We start from the raw sequence: 14,640 nt of genomic DNA, 5'->3' as shown, positions 1-14,640 counted from the left end.
CACCCGCGTCTGGAAGGCTGGGATCCCGGAAGTCCGCGCCTGGTCGACGGGCTCCCGGCCGCCTCCCCGGCGACCCGTGCCGGAAGGTGTGGTTCGACGACGTGTCCGCTGGTTAGAAGACTGGAAGTGTTGTCACGGAACGGTCCGGAAACCAGCGGGACCGAGCTGTGATCGTGAACACCGTGCCGCGCGGCGCCGTAGTGCTGGATACTGCGGGCAGCCGCCCCCGGTGACCGGTGCCGGGCGCGGTGAGCTGGAGGGGACGGTTCGCGTGAGCGAGATACCAGCGAAGGCCACGGAGTCCGAGGACCCGTCGGGCGGCGCGAGGGCGAAGGCCGCGGGTGGGCCCGCCGCTGACGACGTGACCGACGGTCAGGACGGCTACGGCGGTCAGGACGGCGACCGCAGCCACGACAGTCGGGAAAGTCACGGCAGTCGGGAAAGTCACGACAGTCGGGAAAGTCACGGCGGTCAGGACGACCTCGCCGGTCCCGGCCTCGGCCTCGGCGGCGACGCGCAGCCCGGAGACGCCATGTGGCAGAGCAGTCCGCCCGGTTCGATCTACGACTACATCAAGGTCGCCTCGTTCTCGATCGGCCCCGACGGACTAGTCGACCAGTGGAGCCTGCGCGCCGAGCAGATCTTCGGCATCAACGCCGCGCGCGCCGTCGGCATGGACCCCATCGACGCGTTCATCGACCCCGACCTGCGCGAGCACGGTCAGCGCAAGATGGCCGAGATCCTCGACGGCCGCGAGTGGACCGGAGTCGTCCCCTTCCGTATGCCCGACACGGCCGACGGCAGGCGCGGCGAGGACGGGCTCGCCGAGGTGTACGTCATGCCGACGCGCACTCAGGAGGGCGAGAAGGCGGCCGTCTGCATCGTCGTCGACGTCCGCACCCTGCGCAGCATCGAGACCGATCTCGCCGCCTCTCAGGCGATTTTCGGTCAATCCCCTTTCGGTTTCCTGCTGATCGACCCCGATCTGCGGGTCCGCCGCGCCAACCACCGGTTCGCCTCCATCTTCGGCGGCGCCCCCGACGACCACCGCGGCAAGGGCGTCCACGACTACCTGCCCCGGTCCGAGGCCGAGCGGGTCAGCGCGATCCTGCGCCGGGTGTTCCAGACCGGCGACTCCATCACCGACATGCACGTCACCGGGTTCGTGCCGAACTCCGACGAGCGACGCCACTGGTCCATCAACCTCTACCGCGTGAACAGCGGTTCGGGCCGCCCGATCGGCATCGCCTGGCTCGGCACCGACATCACCGCCCGCCGCGCCGCCGCCCGCGAGGCAGCCGCCGCCCGGCGCAATCTCGCTCTCCTCAACGAGGCGGGAGCCCGCATAGGCAACTCCCTCGACCTGGAGACGACCGCGCGCGAACTCCTCGACGTGGTCGTGCCCGGCTTCTGCGACCTGGCCACCGTCGACCTCTACCAGGGCCTCCTGGCCGGCGACGAGACCCCGCCCGGCCTCGCCGACGGCAGCGCCGAACTGCGCCGCGTCGCCTTCGCGTCCGCCGTCTCCGACGCCCCCTTCGCCGGCAGCGGCGCGCCCGTCGCCGTCGGCGCGGTGCACCACTTCCCGTTCAACTCGCCCTGCGCGGACGCCCTGCGCACCGCGCGCCCGCAGTACATCCCCGGCGAGGAGGGCGGCCTCGTGCAGTCCACCCTCGCCATCCCGATGGTCGCGCACGACACCGTCGTGGGACTCGCGCAGTTCTCGCGGACGAAGGGCAGCGAGCCGTTCGGGGACCGGGACCGCGATCTGGCCTGGGAGTTGGCGGCGCGGGCGGCCGTGTGCATCGACAACGCGCGCCTGTACCGGCGTGAGCACGAGCGGGCGTTGATACTGCAACGGTCCCTGCTCCCGCCCGGCGACCCGGTCGCCTCCGGACTGGACATCGCCTGTCGCTACCTGCCGGGCAGCGTGTCCACGGGCCGTCCCAGCGAGGTCGGCGGTGACTGGTTCGACGTCATCGAACTGCCCGGTCACCGCACGGCGTTGGTGGTCGGCGACGTAATGGGACGCGGACTGCGCGCCGCGGTCGCCATGGGTGAACTGCGCACCGCCGTCCGCACCTTGGCGCTGCTCGACCTCGAACCGGCCGAGGTCCTCTCCGCGTTGGACGAGATCGCGCGCGGACTCGGCACCCCCGGCGGGGTCCAGCAGGCCACGCGCGCGGCCCGCCGCCCCCGCGAGGCCGACCTGTCCGAGGTGTATCTCGCGACCTGCGTCTACGCGGTGTACGACTCGGTCACCCGACGCTGCACCTTCGCCAACGCGGGCCATCTCCCGCCGGTGCTGGTCGAACCCGGCGAGGCGGCGCTGATGCTCGACGTGCCGCCGGGCATGCCGCTCGGCGTCGGGGGCGAGCCCTTCGAGGAGGTGGAGGTCGACCTGCCCGAGGGCGCGCTGCTGGCGCTCTACACGGATGGACTGGTCGAATCCCGCGACCATCCCCTCGACGAGGGGCTCCAGGCCTTCGTGGGCGCGCTCACCGACCCCTCCAGCCCGCTGGAGGACGTCTGCGACCACGTCCTCAACACCCTCGACACCCACCACGGCGAGGACGACATCGCGCTGTTGATGGCACGTGTCCAGGGCCTGCCGACCGACTCCGTCGGCGACTGGACGCTGCCGCGCGAGCCGCGCAGTGTGGGCCGGGCCCGGGAGTTCGCGCGCTCCCAGCTGCTGGCATGGGATCTGGAACCCCTCGTCGACACCACGGAACTGCTGGTCAGCGAGCTGGTGACGAACGCGCTGCGGTACGGCGAGGGCGAGATACGGCTCCGATTGCTGCTCGACCGCACCCTCGTCTGCGAGGTCTGGGACGCGGGCCTCGTCCAGCCCCGCCGCCGTCGCGCCCGCGACACCGACGAGGGCGGTCGCGGCCTCCAGCTCGTCGGCCTGCTCTCCGCGGCCTGGGGCTCCCGACGGACCCCGCGCGGCAAGACGGTGTGGTTCGAACTCCCGCTGCCCGACGGGGAGACGACGCTCACGGACCCGGCGGAGGCGCTGCTCAGTCTGTTCTGAGAGCCGAGGTCGCCCCGCCGAAGCCGGCCGGACGTCCGCCGTCGGGGTCCTCGGCGGGCAGGACGCCGCCCAGAACGACACCGGCGGTACCGGCAGTACCGGCGGTCGCTGCCGCGGGCGAGGTCGCGGTCTCGGTCTCGCCCGCCGCCGTCGCCGCCGACAGCCCAGACGGCCCCGCAGACGGGTTCCCCCGCACCCGCACGTCCCGCTCGGCCTCCTCCCGCGCCTCCAGGGCGAGGGCGTCGGCGTGCGGAACGTCGGCCGGGGCGCCGGCGGCGAGGAGGCGGCGGGCCTCCGCCAGGTGGGTGCGGGGCGCGAAGCCCACCGCGGCGCGGTGCGTGGCGACGAAGTCGTCCGCCGCGGCCGTCGCATCCCGGGCGACCAGCAACGCGGCGGCCCGGAGGACCCCGGGCGTCCGACGACCCCGGCCGCCGTCGGACGTGAGCGGCGCGATCGCGCGCACGATCCGGCGCAGGACGCCGACCGGGTCGTACGGCTGTCCCGAGGACAGCTCCCGGCGTACGGAGGCGAGGACGGCGTCGGCGTGCGGCAGCCGGGAGAGGTCCGCGTCCTCGAGTCCGGCCGACTCGCGCACACCGGACAGCTCGGTCTCCACGCCCGTCAGCAAGGCCGGGATCATCGCCTCGGCCTCCCGCAGCCCGGCGGCGGTCCGTTCCACGCCCTCGACGAAGACGGCCGCCTGGCCGATGGCGCCCTCGGCGGCGCGCAGGTGCCGGGCGGCGTCCTCGGCGCGACCCAAGTCATCGGCCTGGCGGGCCTGGTTGAGGCGGACCGTGGCGAACAGCAGCCGATCCTTGGCCTGTTCGACGTCGCCGGTGACGTGGGCGCTCGTGGTGGCCGCGTACCGGGCGCCCAGGTCGGCGAGGAGCGACTCCGCCGCCGCCGTACGCCCCGTCAACTCCCGGAACAGCGACTCCGCGAGCCCCAGCGCCTGACCCAACCTGCTCTCCAGACCGCGCAGTTGTACGAAGTCCACGGTCACCGCGTCCAAGCGGCGCTCCGCCTCCTCGCACCGCCCGACGATCCCGGCGAGCGTGTGCCTTCGGGCCGCTTCCTCCTCCGGTATGCCCTTGTCGTAGCGCTGCCGCATCCGGAAGGCCGCTCCCAGCTCCTTCTCGGCCTCCCGCAGGGCGTGCGCGTAGGGGGCGGTGGCCTCGTCGCCGAACAGCTCGGTGGCGAAGCGGAGTTCGGAGCGAGCGGAGCGTATGCGGTCGTCGGCCAGGACCAGGGCGGCGCGGGAGCGCTCGTCCGCCCCGGTCAGCGACGGCGTGGAACCGGCGGAGGCGGACGGCGGTGGGACGGCCGGCGCGCCGGGAGTCGTCCGCCGGCGGGAGCGCCGGACACGGCGGAAGAACCCGTACCCGGCGACCGTGCTCGCCGCGCCGACCGCGAGGAGGGGCAGCACGAGATCGACGGCGGACGTCTGGGCCTGCGCAGGCACCGGTGAGGGCGCGGGTGCGGGCAGCGGCGTCGCCCCGCCCCCGGCAGCGGGCGACTGCATGATCGCAACCGGAGCATCTGTTTCCGTCGTCATCCCTGGCAGCACCAGCCACGCCACCCCGGCTGTACCGCCCAGCACCGCGTGCGCCACCCGCACGGATATGTGCGACCTGGCTCGCCGGGACCGACCTCGGGGCAGGGATGACGTCACATTTCGGAGCGTATGACCGTGAATACGGTCCCGCGACCGGGATACGCCCGAGCCGGGGCGCGTGCGCCGGAGCGCGACAGAAGGGGGACCTGAGATGGAGCACGTACCGAACGCACATCCGGAAGTGGACGCGGAGACGAACCCGGACAGACCAGCCGACCCACGAACGGCCCCTGAACCCGCACCCGAACCCGAACCCGCCGAGACAGCCGCCGACGGCGAGAACGCCCCACCGGAGCAACCCGCCCCCGACCGCCGCAGCCGCCGGAACCGCCGCATCCGCCGTCTCGCCCTCACCCTCCTCCTGATCCCCCTCGTCCCCCTTCTCACCGCCCTCGCCGCGCTCCGCGTGAACTACATGGGCGACCCGGTCGACGGCACGCTCACCCGCGGCAAGGACGCCCTCTGGCTCGGTCACGCCTGGGTCGACGGCCGGAAGAAGGACGCCGACGTCACCGCCCTGGCCGCCCGGCTGAAGCGCGGCGGCATCCGCGACCTGTACGTCCACGCGGGCCCCCTGGAGCACGACGGCACGCTCCCCGAATCGGCCTACCCGAGGGCCCGTTGGTTCATCGACGCCGTGCACCGCGAGCTGCCCGGGATCAGGGTCCAGGCCTGGCTGGGCGACGTCCTCGCCAGTGAGGGAGCCGTCGGCCTGCGGCTGGAGGACGCGCGGACCCGGGCAGCCGTGGTCGGCTCCACCCGGCAGATCCTCGCCGCCGGCTTCGAGGGCGCCCACTTCGACCTGGAGCCCCTGCACTCCGACGACGGGAACTACCTCACGCTCCTGGACGCCCTGCACCGCGTCACCGCCGCCCGGGGCGCGCCGCTCTCCGTCGCCGCCCACCAGATCGACCCGCTGCCGCACCTGCACACCGTGCGGGGCGCGGTCACCGGTCACCCGAAGTGGTGGTCGCAGGAGTTCTTCGGCCAGGTCGCCCGCCGCGTCGACCAGATCGCCGTCATGACGTACGACACCATGCAGCCGCTGGAGAGCACGTACGGCGGCTATGTCGCCCAGCAGACCTCCCTCGCCCTGGAGGTCACCCCGGAGACCACCGACCTGCTGATGGGCCTGCCCTTCTACCACGAGAAGGGGTTCGGCCACTGGGAGCACGCCGAGACCGTCGCCGGGGCGGTCCGCGGCGTCCGGCTGGGCCTGTCCCGCACGGACGCGGACCGCGAGAACTTCGGCGTCGCCGCCTACGTCGACTTCGCGGCCACGGAGTCCGACTGGACGTCGTACGAAGAGGGCTGGGTCCGCTGAGCGCCGAGCCCCGGCGCCGGATCCCCACCGTCAAGCCCCGGCGCCGGATCCCCGCCGTCAAGCCCCCGCCGCCAAGCCCCCCGGCGTCAGCTCCGCCGGCGGATCTTGTCTCCCAGCCACACCAGCGGGTCGTACTTGCGGTCCACCGCGCGTTCCTTCAGGGGGATCAGGGCGTTGTCGGTGATCTTGATTCCTTCGGGGCAGACCTCCGTGCAGCACTTGGTGATGTTGCAGTAGCCGAGGCCGTGGGCGTCCTGGGCCGTCGACTTGCGGTCCAGGCCGGTCTCCTCCGCCGCGTCCAGGGGGTGCATGTCGAGTTCCGCGATGCGCATGAGGAAACGGGGGCCGGCGAAGGCCGGTTTGTTCTCCTCGTGGTCGCGGACCACATGGCAGGTGTCCTGGCACAGGAAGCACTCGATGCACTTGCGGAACTCCTGCGGCCGGTCCACGTCCTCCTGGAACATGCGGTACTCGCCCGGCGCCACCCCCTCCGGCGGCACGAAGGACGGGATCTCCCTGGCCTTGCGGTAGTTGAAGCCGACGTCCGTGACCAGGTCGCGCACGACCGGGAAGGCGCGCAGCGGGGTGACGGTGATGGTCTCGTCGCGCTCGAAGACCGACATCCGGGTCATGCACATCAGCCGGGGCCGCCCGTTGACCTCCGCCGAACACGAACCGCACTTGCCGGCCTTGCAGTTCCAGCGGACGGCGAGGTCGGGGGCCTGGGTGGCCTGGAGGCGGTGGACGATGTCGAGGACCACCTCGCCCTCGTTGACCTCGACCTCGAAGTCCCGCAGACCGCCGCCCTCCGCGTCGCCGCGCCACACCTTGAAGTGGGCCTGGTAGCCGCTCATCGGTAGAGCTCCTCTTCGGCGAGGTACTTGACCAGCTCCTCCTTCTCGAAGAGGGCGAGCAGGTCGGGGCGGATGGGGTCGGTGGTCTCGCGGGAGAGGGCGATCTGCCCGCGCGCCGGGTCGGTGACCGCAGGCCCGGCGGGCGGCTCGGCCAGCCGGCACAGCAGGTTCACGTTGCGCCATTCGCGTTCCATCGCCGGGTGGTCCTCCCGGGTGTGGCCGCCGCGCGACTCGGTGCGTTCCAGAGCGGCCCGCGCCACGCACTCGCTCACCAGCAGCATGTTCCGCAGGTCCAGGGCGAGGTGCCAGCCCGGGTTGAACTGGCGGTGCCCCTCGACGCCGGCCCGCCGGGCCCGTACCCGCAGCTCCGCCAGCTTCTCCAGGGCCTGCTCCATCTCGCCCTGCCGGCGGATGATGCCGACCAGGTCGTTCATGGTCTGCTGGAGTTCCTGGTGCAGGGTGTACGGGTTCTCCGCCGGCGCCCCCGAGGGCTCCTCGGCGGAGAAGGGGCGCAGCGCCTCCGCGGCGGCCAGGTCGACCTGGGCGTCGTCGACCGGGGGCCGGGCGGCGAGCCCCGCCGCGTACTCGGCGGCGTGCAGTCCCGCCCGGCGGCCGAACACCAGCAGGTCGGAGAGGGAGTTGCCGCCGAGCCTGTTGGAGCCGTGCATGCCGCCGGCCACCTCGCCGGCCGCGAACAGCCCCGGCACCCCGCGCGCGGCGGCCGTGTCGGAGTCGACGGCGATGCCGCCCATCACGTAGTGGCAGGTCGGCCCGACCTCCATCGCCTCCGCCGTGATGTCGACGTCGGCCAGCTCCTTGAACTGGTGGTACATCGACGGCAGCCGGCGTTTGACGACCTCGGCGGGCATCCGCGTCGACACGTCGAGGAAGACGCCGCCGTGCGGGGAGCCCCGGCCGGCCTTCACCTCGGCGTTGATGGCGCGGGCGACCTCGTCGCGGGGGAGCAGCTCGGGGGGACGCCGGTTGTTGTCGGGGTCCTCGTACCAGCGGTCGCCCTCGTCCTCGGACTCGGCGTACTTCTCCTTGAAGACGTCCGGGATGTAGTCGAACATGAACCGCTTGCCCTCGGAGTTCCTGAGCACCCCGCCGTCGCCGCGCACCGACTCGGTGACGAGGATGCCCTTCACCGACGGCGGCCAGACCATGCCCGTCGGATGGAACTGCACGAACTCCATGTTCAGCAGGGGCGCGCCCGCGAGCAGGGCGAGGGCGTGTCCGTCCCCGGTGTACTCCCAGGAGTTCGACGTCACCTTGAAGGACTTGCCGATGCCGCCGGTCGCGACCACCACGGCGGGCGCTTCGAGGACGAGGAAACGGCCGCTCTCCCGTTCGTAGGCGAAGACGCCCGAGACCCGGCCGGGAACCGCGCCGCCGTCGTCGTCCTGGAGGATCCGGGTGACCGTGCACTCCTGGAAGACCTTCAGCCGCGACTCGTGGTCGCCGGTCTCGCGGTGGTCCTCCTGCTGGAGGGCGACGATCCGCTGCTGGAGGGTGCGGATCAGCTCCAGGCCGGTGCGGTCGCCGACGTGCGCCAGGCGCGGGTACTCGTGGCCGCCGAAGTTGCGCTGGGAGATCCGGCCGTCCGCGGTGCGGTCGAACAGGGCGCCCCAGGTCTCCAGCTCCCACACCCGCTGCGGCGCCTCCTGCGCGTGCAGCTCCGCCATCCGCCACTGGTTGAGGAACTTGCCGCCGCGCATGGTGTCGCGGAAGTGGACCTGCCAGTCGTCGTGCTCGTTGGCGTTGGCCATGGCCGCCGCGATGCCGCCCTCGGCCATCACGGTGTGCGCCTTGCCGAACAGCGACTTGCAGATCACGGCCGTACGCGCGCCCTTCTCGCGCGCCTCGATGGCGGCCCGCAGACCGGCGCCGCCGGCTCCGACCACGACGACGTCCCACTCCTGCCGGTCGACCACGGACATCAGAAGGCCCCACCCATCTAGAAGAAGCGCGGATCGTCGAAGGCGCCCGAGGCGACCAGGTACACGTAGAAGTCGGCGAGCGCCACACTGACCAGCGAGGCCCAGGCGAGCTGCATGTGGCGGGCGTTGAGCTTCCCCGCCCACTGCCACATCCGGTAGCGCACGGGATGCTTGGAGAAGTGTCTGAGCTTGCCGCCGACGATGTGCCGGCAGGAGTGGCAGGAGAGGGTGTACGCCCAGATCAGCACGATGTTGATCAGGAAGACGAGGGTGCCGAGGCCCATGTGGCCCCATGCGTAGTGCTCGTCGCGGAAGGCGAGCACGGTGTCGTAGGTGAGGATCCCGGCGACGGGGATCGCCGCGTAGAAGAAGTACCGGTGGACGTTCTGGAGGATCAGCGGGAAGCGGGTCTCACCGGTGTACGTGCGGTGCGGTTCGGCGACCGCGCAGGCCGGCGGGGACGCCCAGAAGCCCCGGTAGTAGGCCTTGCGGTAGTAGTAGCAGGTCAGCCGGAAGCCGAGCGGGAAGATCAGGATGATGATCGCGGGGGAGATCCCCCACCAGCCGCCGAAGATCTCCCAGTTGGGGCCGCCGCGCATGGGCTCGCAGCGTTCGGCGAGGCACGGGGAGTAGAACGGCGAGACGTAGGGCGCCGCGTAGTAGTCCGCGTCGGCGAAGGCCCGCCAGGTGGAGTACACGATGAAGGCCAGCAGGCCGGCGGCGGTGGCCGCGGGGGCCAGCCACCAGCGGTCGGTGCGCAGATGGGGTGCGCTGATCGCGGCGCGCGCGGGGGCGCGCACGCCGCTCGGGGGATGGGGTTCCGTACCTGTGGCCAACGTGGGACGCACCTTTCGGGGATCGGCCGGCTGGTCGGATCAGGGAGCGTGCCGTCGTCGGGCGCCGAAGCCCTCGTCGTCGGTGTCCACCCACAGGCTGTCGTCGTAGGGGGCGTCGGAGATGGTGACGAGCTGGGGCTTGGCCGCCGCGGCGGGGCTCGCGGCCGCCTCGCGCAGCAGGGCGACGCTCTCGCGCAGATGGTCGGCGTCGGCGCGGACACGGCGCATCTCCAGCCCTCCGCTGCCGAGCTGCTGCTCCAGACGCCCCACCGAACGGGACAGGTCGTCGAGGCAGCGCTGTACCGATGTCAGATCGTCGTGCACGGACATGACGTGACCTCACTTCCGCGGGCCGGCACGGCCCTGGGCGGCGACGCTCATGCGCCTGCGAGTGTTGCGCGTCACACCTGTGGATGTGAAGGCGTGTGCAGCGATTGGCGGATAGTGCGCCTCCCGTGCACACGCGTGCGCGCTCTGTGTGCGCCGGGAGCGCGCTTTGCTCCGCACGGGTGGGCTTGCGCGCCCGCGCCGCCGTGTCGCCCCCGACGGGCGAACCCTTTCCTCTTCAGTGGGCCGTAGATCTGATCAACTCCAAAATACCGCCAAATGTGAACATATCGCACGCGTGTCACGGGCGGCAGCGGCTCCCGGAGGTACCAGAGATGTCCCACGACGGCGTCGGCCCGCGCGCGGTCATGCGCTCGGTCGCCTTCCTCACCGCGGGCGTGCTCGCGGTCACCACGCTGACCGCCTGCGGATCCGGGGACCCGGCGGGCAAGCCGCTGGCCGCGCAGGACATCGCCCCGGCCGCCCGCTCCAAGGTCACCGACGGCGGCACGCTGCGCTGGGCCGTGGACGCCGTGCCCGAGACCTTCAACGCCTTCCAGGCGGACGCCGACGTCACGACCACCCGGGTCGCCCAGGCCGTCCTGCCGTCGATGTACCGGCTCGACGCCAACGGCCGGCCCCGGCTGAACACCGACTACCTGGAGTCCGCCGAGGTCGTCGCGACCGAGCCCAAGCAGGTCGTCCTGTACAGGCTCGACCAGCAGGCCGTCTGGAGCGACGGCCGGGAGATCGGCGCCGCCGACTTCGCCGCCCAGTGGCGCGCCCTGTCCGGCAAGGACAGCGCGTATTGGACCGCCCGCAACGCCGGCTACGACCGCATCGAGAAGGTCGAGCGCGGCAAGAACGACCTGGAGGTCCGGGTCACCTTCGGCCGCGCCTACGCCGACTGGCGGTCGCTGTTCACCCCGCTCTACCCGAAGGACGTCATGGGCACGCCCGACGCCTTCAACGACGGGGCGCGCGGCAGGCTGAAGGTCACCGCCGGGCCGTTCGCCGTGCGGCAGGTCGACCGTGCGGGGGACCGGATCCGGCTCGCCCGCAACCCGCGCTGGTGGGGCGAGCCCGCCAAACTCTCCGAGATCGTGCTGACGGCCGTGCCGCGCGACAAGCGGGCCACCGCGCTCGCCGCCGGGGCGGTCGACCTGGCCGAGATCGACCCCGTCGCCGTCCGCCGGATCGAGGAGGCCGCCCGGGGCACCGCCGGACCGTTGTCCGGGCCCGGCTCCGGGCGCACCGCCGCGCGGGCGCTGCGCTCCTGGGCGATCGCCCACGGCTCCGACGAGAGCGCGGCGCGCCGGGAGATCCACGCCCGCCGCACGCTGACCAGGGCGATCGAGGCCTGGGAACAGCAGCGCGACACGCTGCGCGACTACGAGGTGCGCAAGTCGCTGGAGCCCGCCTACACCCAGCTCGCGCTGAACGGCGCCGACGGCCCGCTCGCCGACGAGCGGGTGCGCCGCGCGGTGGCCCGGGCGCTGGACCGCTCCGACCTGGCGAAGGCGGTGCTGGGCCCGCTGGGCCTGCCCGCCGTGCCCGTCGGCAGCCATCTCGCCCTGTCCGGGCAGGAGGCGTACGCCGACAACAGCGGAGCGCTCGGCGGGCAGGACGCCAAGGAGGCGCGGGCGCTGCTCGCGGACGCCGGCTGGGTGCCCGGCGGCCCGGTGAAGGAGGAGAAGAAAACCGAGAAGGCGGCCGGTTCCGAGGGCGGCAAGGCCGGTGCGGAGTCGGCCGGGAAGCAGTCCGCGGGCGGCGACGACGGCACGTACATCGTCGGCGAGGACGACAAGGCCGGCCACGGACAGGACCAGGGGCGACGGCACGACACGGCGACCGGCGAGGAGGCCGGACGCCACCTCGCCCAGGACAGCAAGCAGTACGTCGACAAGCAGGGCGCGCCCGGCGCTTACGCCCCCCGGGGCACGGCCGCCCCGGCCGGCTCCGCGCACGGCGTGCTGGCCAAGGACGGCAAGGCGCTCACCCTGCGGTTCGTGCTCCCGTCCGGTCCCGGCTCGGCGCCGCTGCACACGGTCGCGGGGCGGATCGTGACGATGCTGGAGAAGGTCGGCATCAGCACGGAACTCACCAAGGTCGCCGACGAGAGCTACTTCAAGGACCACATCGCCTCCGGCCAGTACGACCTCGCCCTCTACTCCTGGCCCGCCTCGGCGTACCCGGCCACCGACGCCCGGCCGATCTACGCCAAGCCGGTCCCGGCGGCGGACGGATCGCTGAGCGTCGAACAGAACTACACCCGGGTCGGCACCGATCAGGTCGACCAGCTGTTCGAGCAGGCGATCGCGACGCTGGACGAGGAGGAGCGGCGGTCACTGATCCGCAAGGCCGACTCCCGGATCTGGGCCGCCGCCGGATCGATTCCCCTCTACCAGCGCCCCCAGCTCACGGCCGCGCGGAAGAACGTCGTCAACGCCGGGGCCTTCGGCTTCCAGACCCCCGTCTACGAGGACATGGGCTTCCTGAAGAAGGGAGCGAAGCTCCCGGCGAGCCCTCCGGCCAAGTGAGCGGCCGGGCCGCGTGCCGCCTCGGCGAGGTGGCCTGCGCGGCCCTGTGGAGGATGCTCCCCGCCGGGCCCCGTACCATGGGGTGAGGCCGTGGCATGTCAAGCCCGGCAGGGCCCGCGTAACACAGACGTACGTGCCGGCCTTCCTCACACTCCGGGAGAACGCCGCTTTATGGCCGTGTCCACAACACGTCACGACATCCGCAACGTAGCCATCGTCGCCCACGTCGACCACGGCAAGACGACCATCGTCGACGGCATGCTGAAGCAGGCCGGTGCCTTCGCCGCCCACCAGCTCGAGGGCGTCGACGACCGCATGATGGACTCGAACGACCTGGAGCGTGAGAAGGGCATCACGATCCTCGCCAAGAACACGGCGGTGAAGTACCACCCCAAGGACGGGGGGGACGTCATCACCATCAACATCATCGACACCCCCGGCCACGCCGACTTCGGCGGCGAGGTCGAGCGCGGTCTGTCGATGGTCGACGGCGTGGTGCTGCTCGTGGACGCCTCCGAGGGCCCGCTGCCGCAGACCCGCTTCGTGCTGCGCAAGGCGCTCCAGGCCCGGCTGCCGATCATCCTCTGCATCAACAAGACGGACCGTCCGGACGCCCGGATCGACGAGGTCGTCAACGAGACCTACGACCTCTTCCTCGACCTGGACGCCGACGAGGAGCAGATCGAGTTCCCGATCGTCTACGCCTGCGGCCGTGACGGCATCGCCTCGCTGACCAAGCCGGCCGACGGCACCGTGCCGGAGGACTCCACCAGCCTGGAGCCGTTCTTCTCCACGATCCTCCAGCACATCCCGGCCCCCACCTACGACGAGGAGGCCCCGCTCCAGGCGCACGTCACCAACCTGGACGCCGACAACTTCCTCGGCCGTATCGCGCTGCTCCGCGTCCACCAGGGCGAGCTGAAGAAGGGGCAGACCGTCGCCTGGATGAAGCGCGACGGCTCCGTCGCCAACGTGCGCATCTCCGAGCTGATGATGACCGAGGCGCTCACCCGCAAGCCGGCCGAGAAGGCGGGCCCCGGTGACATCTGCGCCGTGGCCGGCATCCCGGAGATCATGATCGGCGAGACGCTGGCGGACCCGGAGAACCCGGTCCCGCTGCCCCTGATCACGGTGGACGAGCCCGCGATCTCCATGGTCATCGGCACCAACACCTCCCCGCTGGTCGGCCGCGGCGGCACCGGCAAGGGCGCCGACGCCAAGGCGGCCGTCAAGGACCGCAAGGTCACCGCCCGCCAGGTGAAGGACCGCCTGGACCGCGAGCTGATCGGCAACGTCAGCCTCCGCGTCCTGGAGACCGAGCGCCCGGATGCCTGGGAGGTCCAGGGCCGTGGCGAGCTGGCGCTGGCCATCCTGGTCGAGCAGATGCGCCGCGAGGGCTTCGAGCTGACCATCGGCAAGCCGCAGGTCGTCACCAAGGACGTCGACGGCAAGGTCTACGAGCCGGTCGAGCGCATGACGATCGATGTGCCCGAGGAGCACATGGGCGCGGTCACGCAGCTGATGGGCGTCCGCAAGGGCCGGATGGACAACATGTCGAACCACGGCTCCGGCTGGGTCCGCATGGAGTTCGTCGTCCCGTCCCGCGGCCTCATCGGCTTCCGGACCGAGTTCCTCACCCAGACCCGCGGCACGGGCATCGGGCACTCGATCCACGAGGGCCACGAGCCCTGGTTCGGCACGCTCCAGACCCGCAACAACGGCTCGCTGGTCGCCGACCGCGCCGGCGCCGTCACCGCCTTCGCGATGACGAACCTCCAGGAGCGCGGCGTGCTGTTCACCGAGCCCGGCACCGAGGTGTACGAGGGCATGATCGTCGGCGAGAACTCCCGCGCCGACGACATGGACGTCAACATCACCAAGGAGAAGAAGCTCACCAACATGCGGTCCTCGACGGCCGACGTGGCGGAGTCGATCGTGCCGCCGCGCAAGCTGTCCCTGGAGCAGTCCCTGGAGTTCTGCCGCGACGACGAGTGCGTCGAGGTGACCCCGGAGGCGGTCCGCATCCGCAAGGTGAACCTGGACGCCCGTGAGCGGGCCCGCGCCGCGAGCCGCGCCAAGCACGGCTGACCCGCGCCCCCGGCACACCCGCGCCCCCGGCGGCGCGTCAGGGCCCTCACGGGTCCTTCACAGGGCCCTCCCGGGGCCT

At 72.1% G+C, this 14,640-nt stretch carries 9 protein-coding genes; 4 read left to right on the top strand and 5 right to left on the bottom strand.

All coding sequences use genetic code 11. The features are described from left to right. Nucleotides 1-271: 271 nt before the first annotated feature. Entirely contained in the window at nucleotides 272-3,037 is a 2,766-nt protein-coding gene (locus ACFYX4_RS06495; protein WP_389326907.1) for a SpoIIE family protein phosphatase, read from the top strand. Here ACFYX4_RS06495 and ACFYX4_RS06490 read toward each other — a convergent pair. After that, on the bottom strand, nucleotides 3,024-4,559 hold the full coding sequence (locus ACFYX4_RS06490; protein ID WP_389326904.1) for a hypothetical protein: 1,536 nt from the start codon (nucleotides 4,557-4,559) through the stop codon (nucleotides 3,024-3,026). The genes ACFYX4_RS06495 and ACFYX4_RS06490 overlap by 14 nt on opposite strands. A gap of 244 nt (nucleotides 4,560-4,803) precedes the next feature. Here ACFYX4_RS06490 and ACFYX4_RS06485 point away from each other — a divergent pair, with 244 nt between their 5' ends. Then, nucleotides 4,804-5,976 carry a hypothetical protein gene (locus ACFYX4_RS06485; RefSeq protein ID WP_389326901.1) on the top strand — a complete coding sequence of 391 codons (1,173 nt, stop codon included), beginning with the start codon at nucleotides 4,804-4,806 and terminating at the stop codon, nucleotides 5,974-5,976. An 86-nt stretch (nucleotides 5,977-6,062) separates the two neighbouring features. On the opposite strand, the gene ACFYX4_RS06480 is transcribed toward ACFYX4_RS06485, so the two are convergent. The 4 genes from ACFYX4_RS06480 to ACFYX4_RS06465 are packed head-to-tail and all read right to left on the bottom strand — an operon-like array spanning nucleotide 6,063 to nucleotide 9,936. Continuing rightward, nucleotides 6,063-6,830, bottom strand: a complete 768-nt coding sequence (locus ACFYX4_RS06480) for a succinate dehydrogenase/fumarate reductase iron-sulfur subunit (protein WP_389326898.1) — start codon at nucleotides 6,828-6,830, stop codon at nucleotides 6,063-6,065. Further along, nucleotides 6,827-8,770, bottom strand: coding sequence for a fumarate reductase/succinate dehydrogenase flavoprotein subunit (locus ACFYX4_RS06475; protein ID WP_389326895.1), 1,944 nt, complete (start codon nucleotides 8,768-8,770; stop codon nucleotides 6,827-6,829). The genes ACFYX4_RS06480 and ACFYX4_RS06475 overlap by 4 nt, the downstream gene beginning before the upstream one ends. A gap of 17 nt (nucleotides 8,771-8,787) precedes the next feature. Beyond that, nucleotides 8,788-9,606: a hypothetical protein gene (locus ACFYX4_RS06470; protein ID WP_389326892.1), complete on the bottom strand. Its 819-nt coding sequence runs from the start codon at nucleotides 9,604-9,606 to the stop codon at nucleotides 8,788-8,790. Nucleotides 9,607-9,645: 39 nt separating this feature from the next. Further along, nucleotides 9,646-9,936: a hypothetical protein gene (locus tag ACFYX4_RS06465; RefSeq protein ID WP_389326889.1), complete on the bottom strand. Its 291-nt coding sequence runs from the start codon at nucleotides 9,934-9,936 to the stop codon at nucleotides 9,646-9,648. Between the two features lie 332 nt (nucleotides 9,937-10,268). On the opposite strand from ACFYX4_RS06465, the gene ACFYX4_RS06460 reads away from it, so the two are divergent. After that, complete coding sequence (locus ACFYX4_RS06460; protein WP_389326886.1) at nucleotides 10,269-12,473, top strand: ABC transporter family substrate-binding protein; 2,205 nt, start codon at nucleotides 10,269-10,271, stop codon at nucleotides 12,471-12,473. A gap of 171 nt (nucleotides 12,474-12,644) precedes the next feature. Beyond that, nucleotides 12,645-14,561 (top strand): translational GTPase TypA, encoded by a 1,917-nt coding sequence (gene typA, locus ACFYX4_RS06455; RefSeq protein ID WP_389326883.1) that lies wholly within the window; start codon nucleotides 12,645-12,647, stop codon nucleotides 14,559-14,561. The last annotated feature ends 79 nt before the right edge of the window (nucleotides 14,562-14,640 follow it).

Origin of the sequence: Streptomyces sp. NPDC002328, assembly GCF_042890065.1 — a bacterium.
Lineage (GTDB): Bacteria > Actinomycetota > Actinomycetes > Streptomycetales > Streptomycetaceae > Streptomyces.
Note: the sequence above shows the minus strand (reverse complement) of the source record. Positions and strands in the feature narration are given on the sequence as shown.

Excerpts from the sequence above, each read along its gene's own strand:
- typA (WP_389326883.1), top strand. The coding sequence starts at position 12,645 with ATGGCCGTGTCCACAACACGTCACGACATCCGCAACGTAGCCATCGTC.
- ACFYX4_RS06480 (WP_389326898.1), bottom strand. The coding sequence starts at position 6,830 with ATGAGCGGCTACCAGGCCCACTTCAAGGTGTGGCGCGGCGACGCGGAG.
- ACFYX4_RS06490 (WP_389326904.1), bottom strand. The coding sequence starts at position 4,559 with ATGCAGTCGCCCGCTGCCGGGGGCGGGGCGACGCCGCTGCCCGCACCC.
- ACFYX4_RS06460 (WP_389326886.1), top strand. The coding sequence starts at position 10,269 with ATGTCCCACGACGGCGTCGGCCCGCGCGCGGTCATGCGCTCGGTCGCC.
- ACFYX4_RS06475 (WP_389326895.1), bottom strand. The coding sequence starts at position 8,770 with ATGTCCGTGGTCGACCGGCAGGAGTGGGACGTCGTCGTGGTCGGAGCC.
- ACFYX4_RS06485 (WP_389326901.1), top strand. The coding sequence starts at position 4,804 with ATGGAGCACGTACCGAACGCACATCCGGAAGTGGACGCGGAGACGAAC.
- ACFYX4_RS06465 (WP_389326889.1), bottom strand. The coding sequence starts at position 9,936 with ATGTCCGTGCACGACGATCTGACATCGGTACAGCGCTGCCTCGACGAC.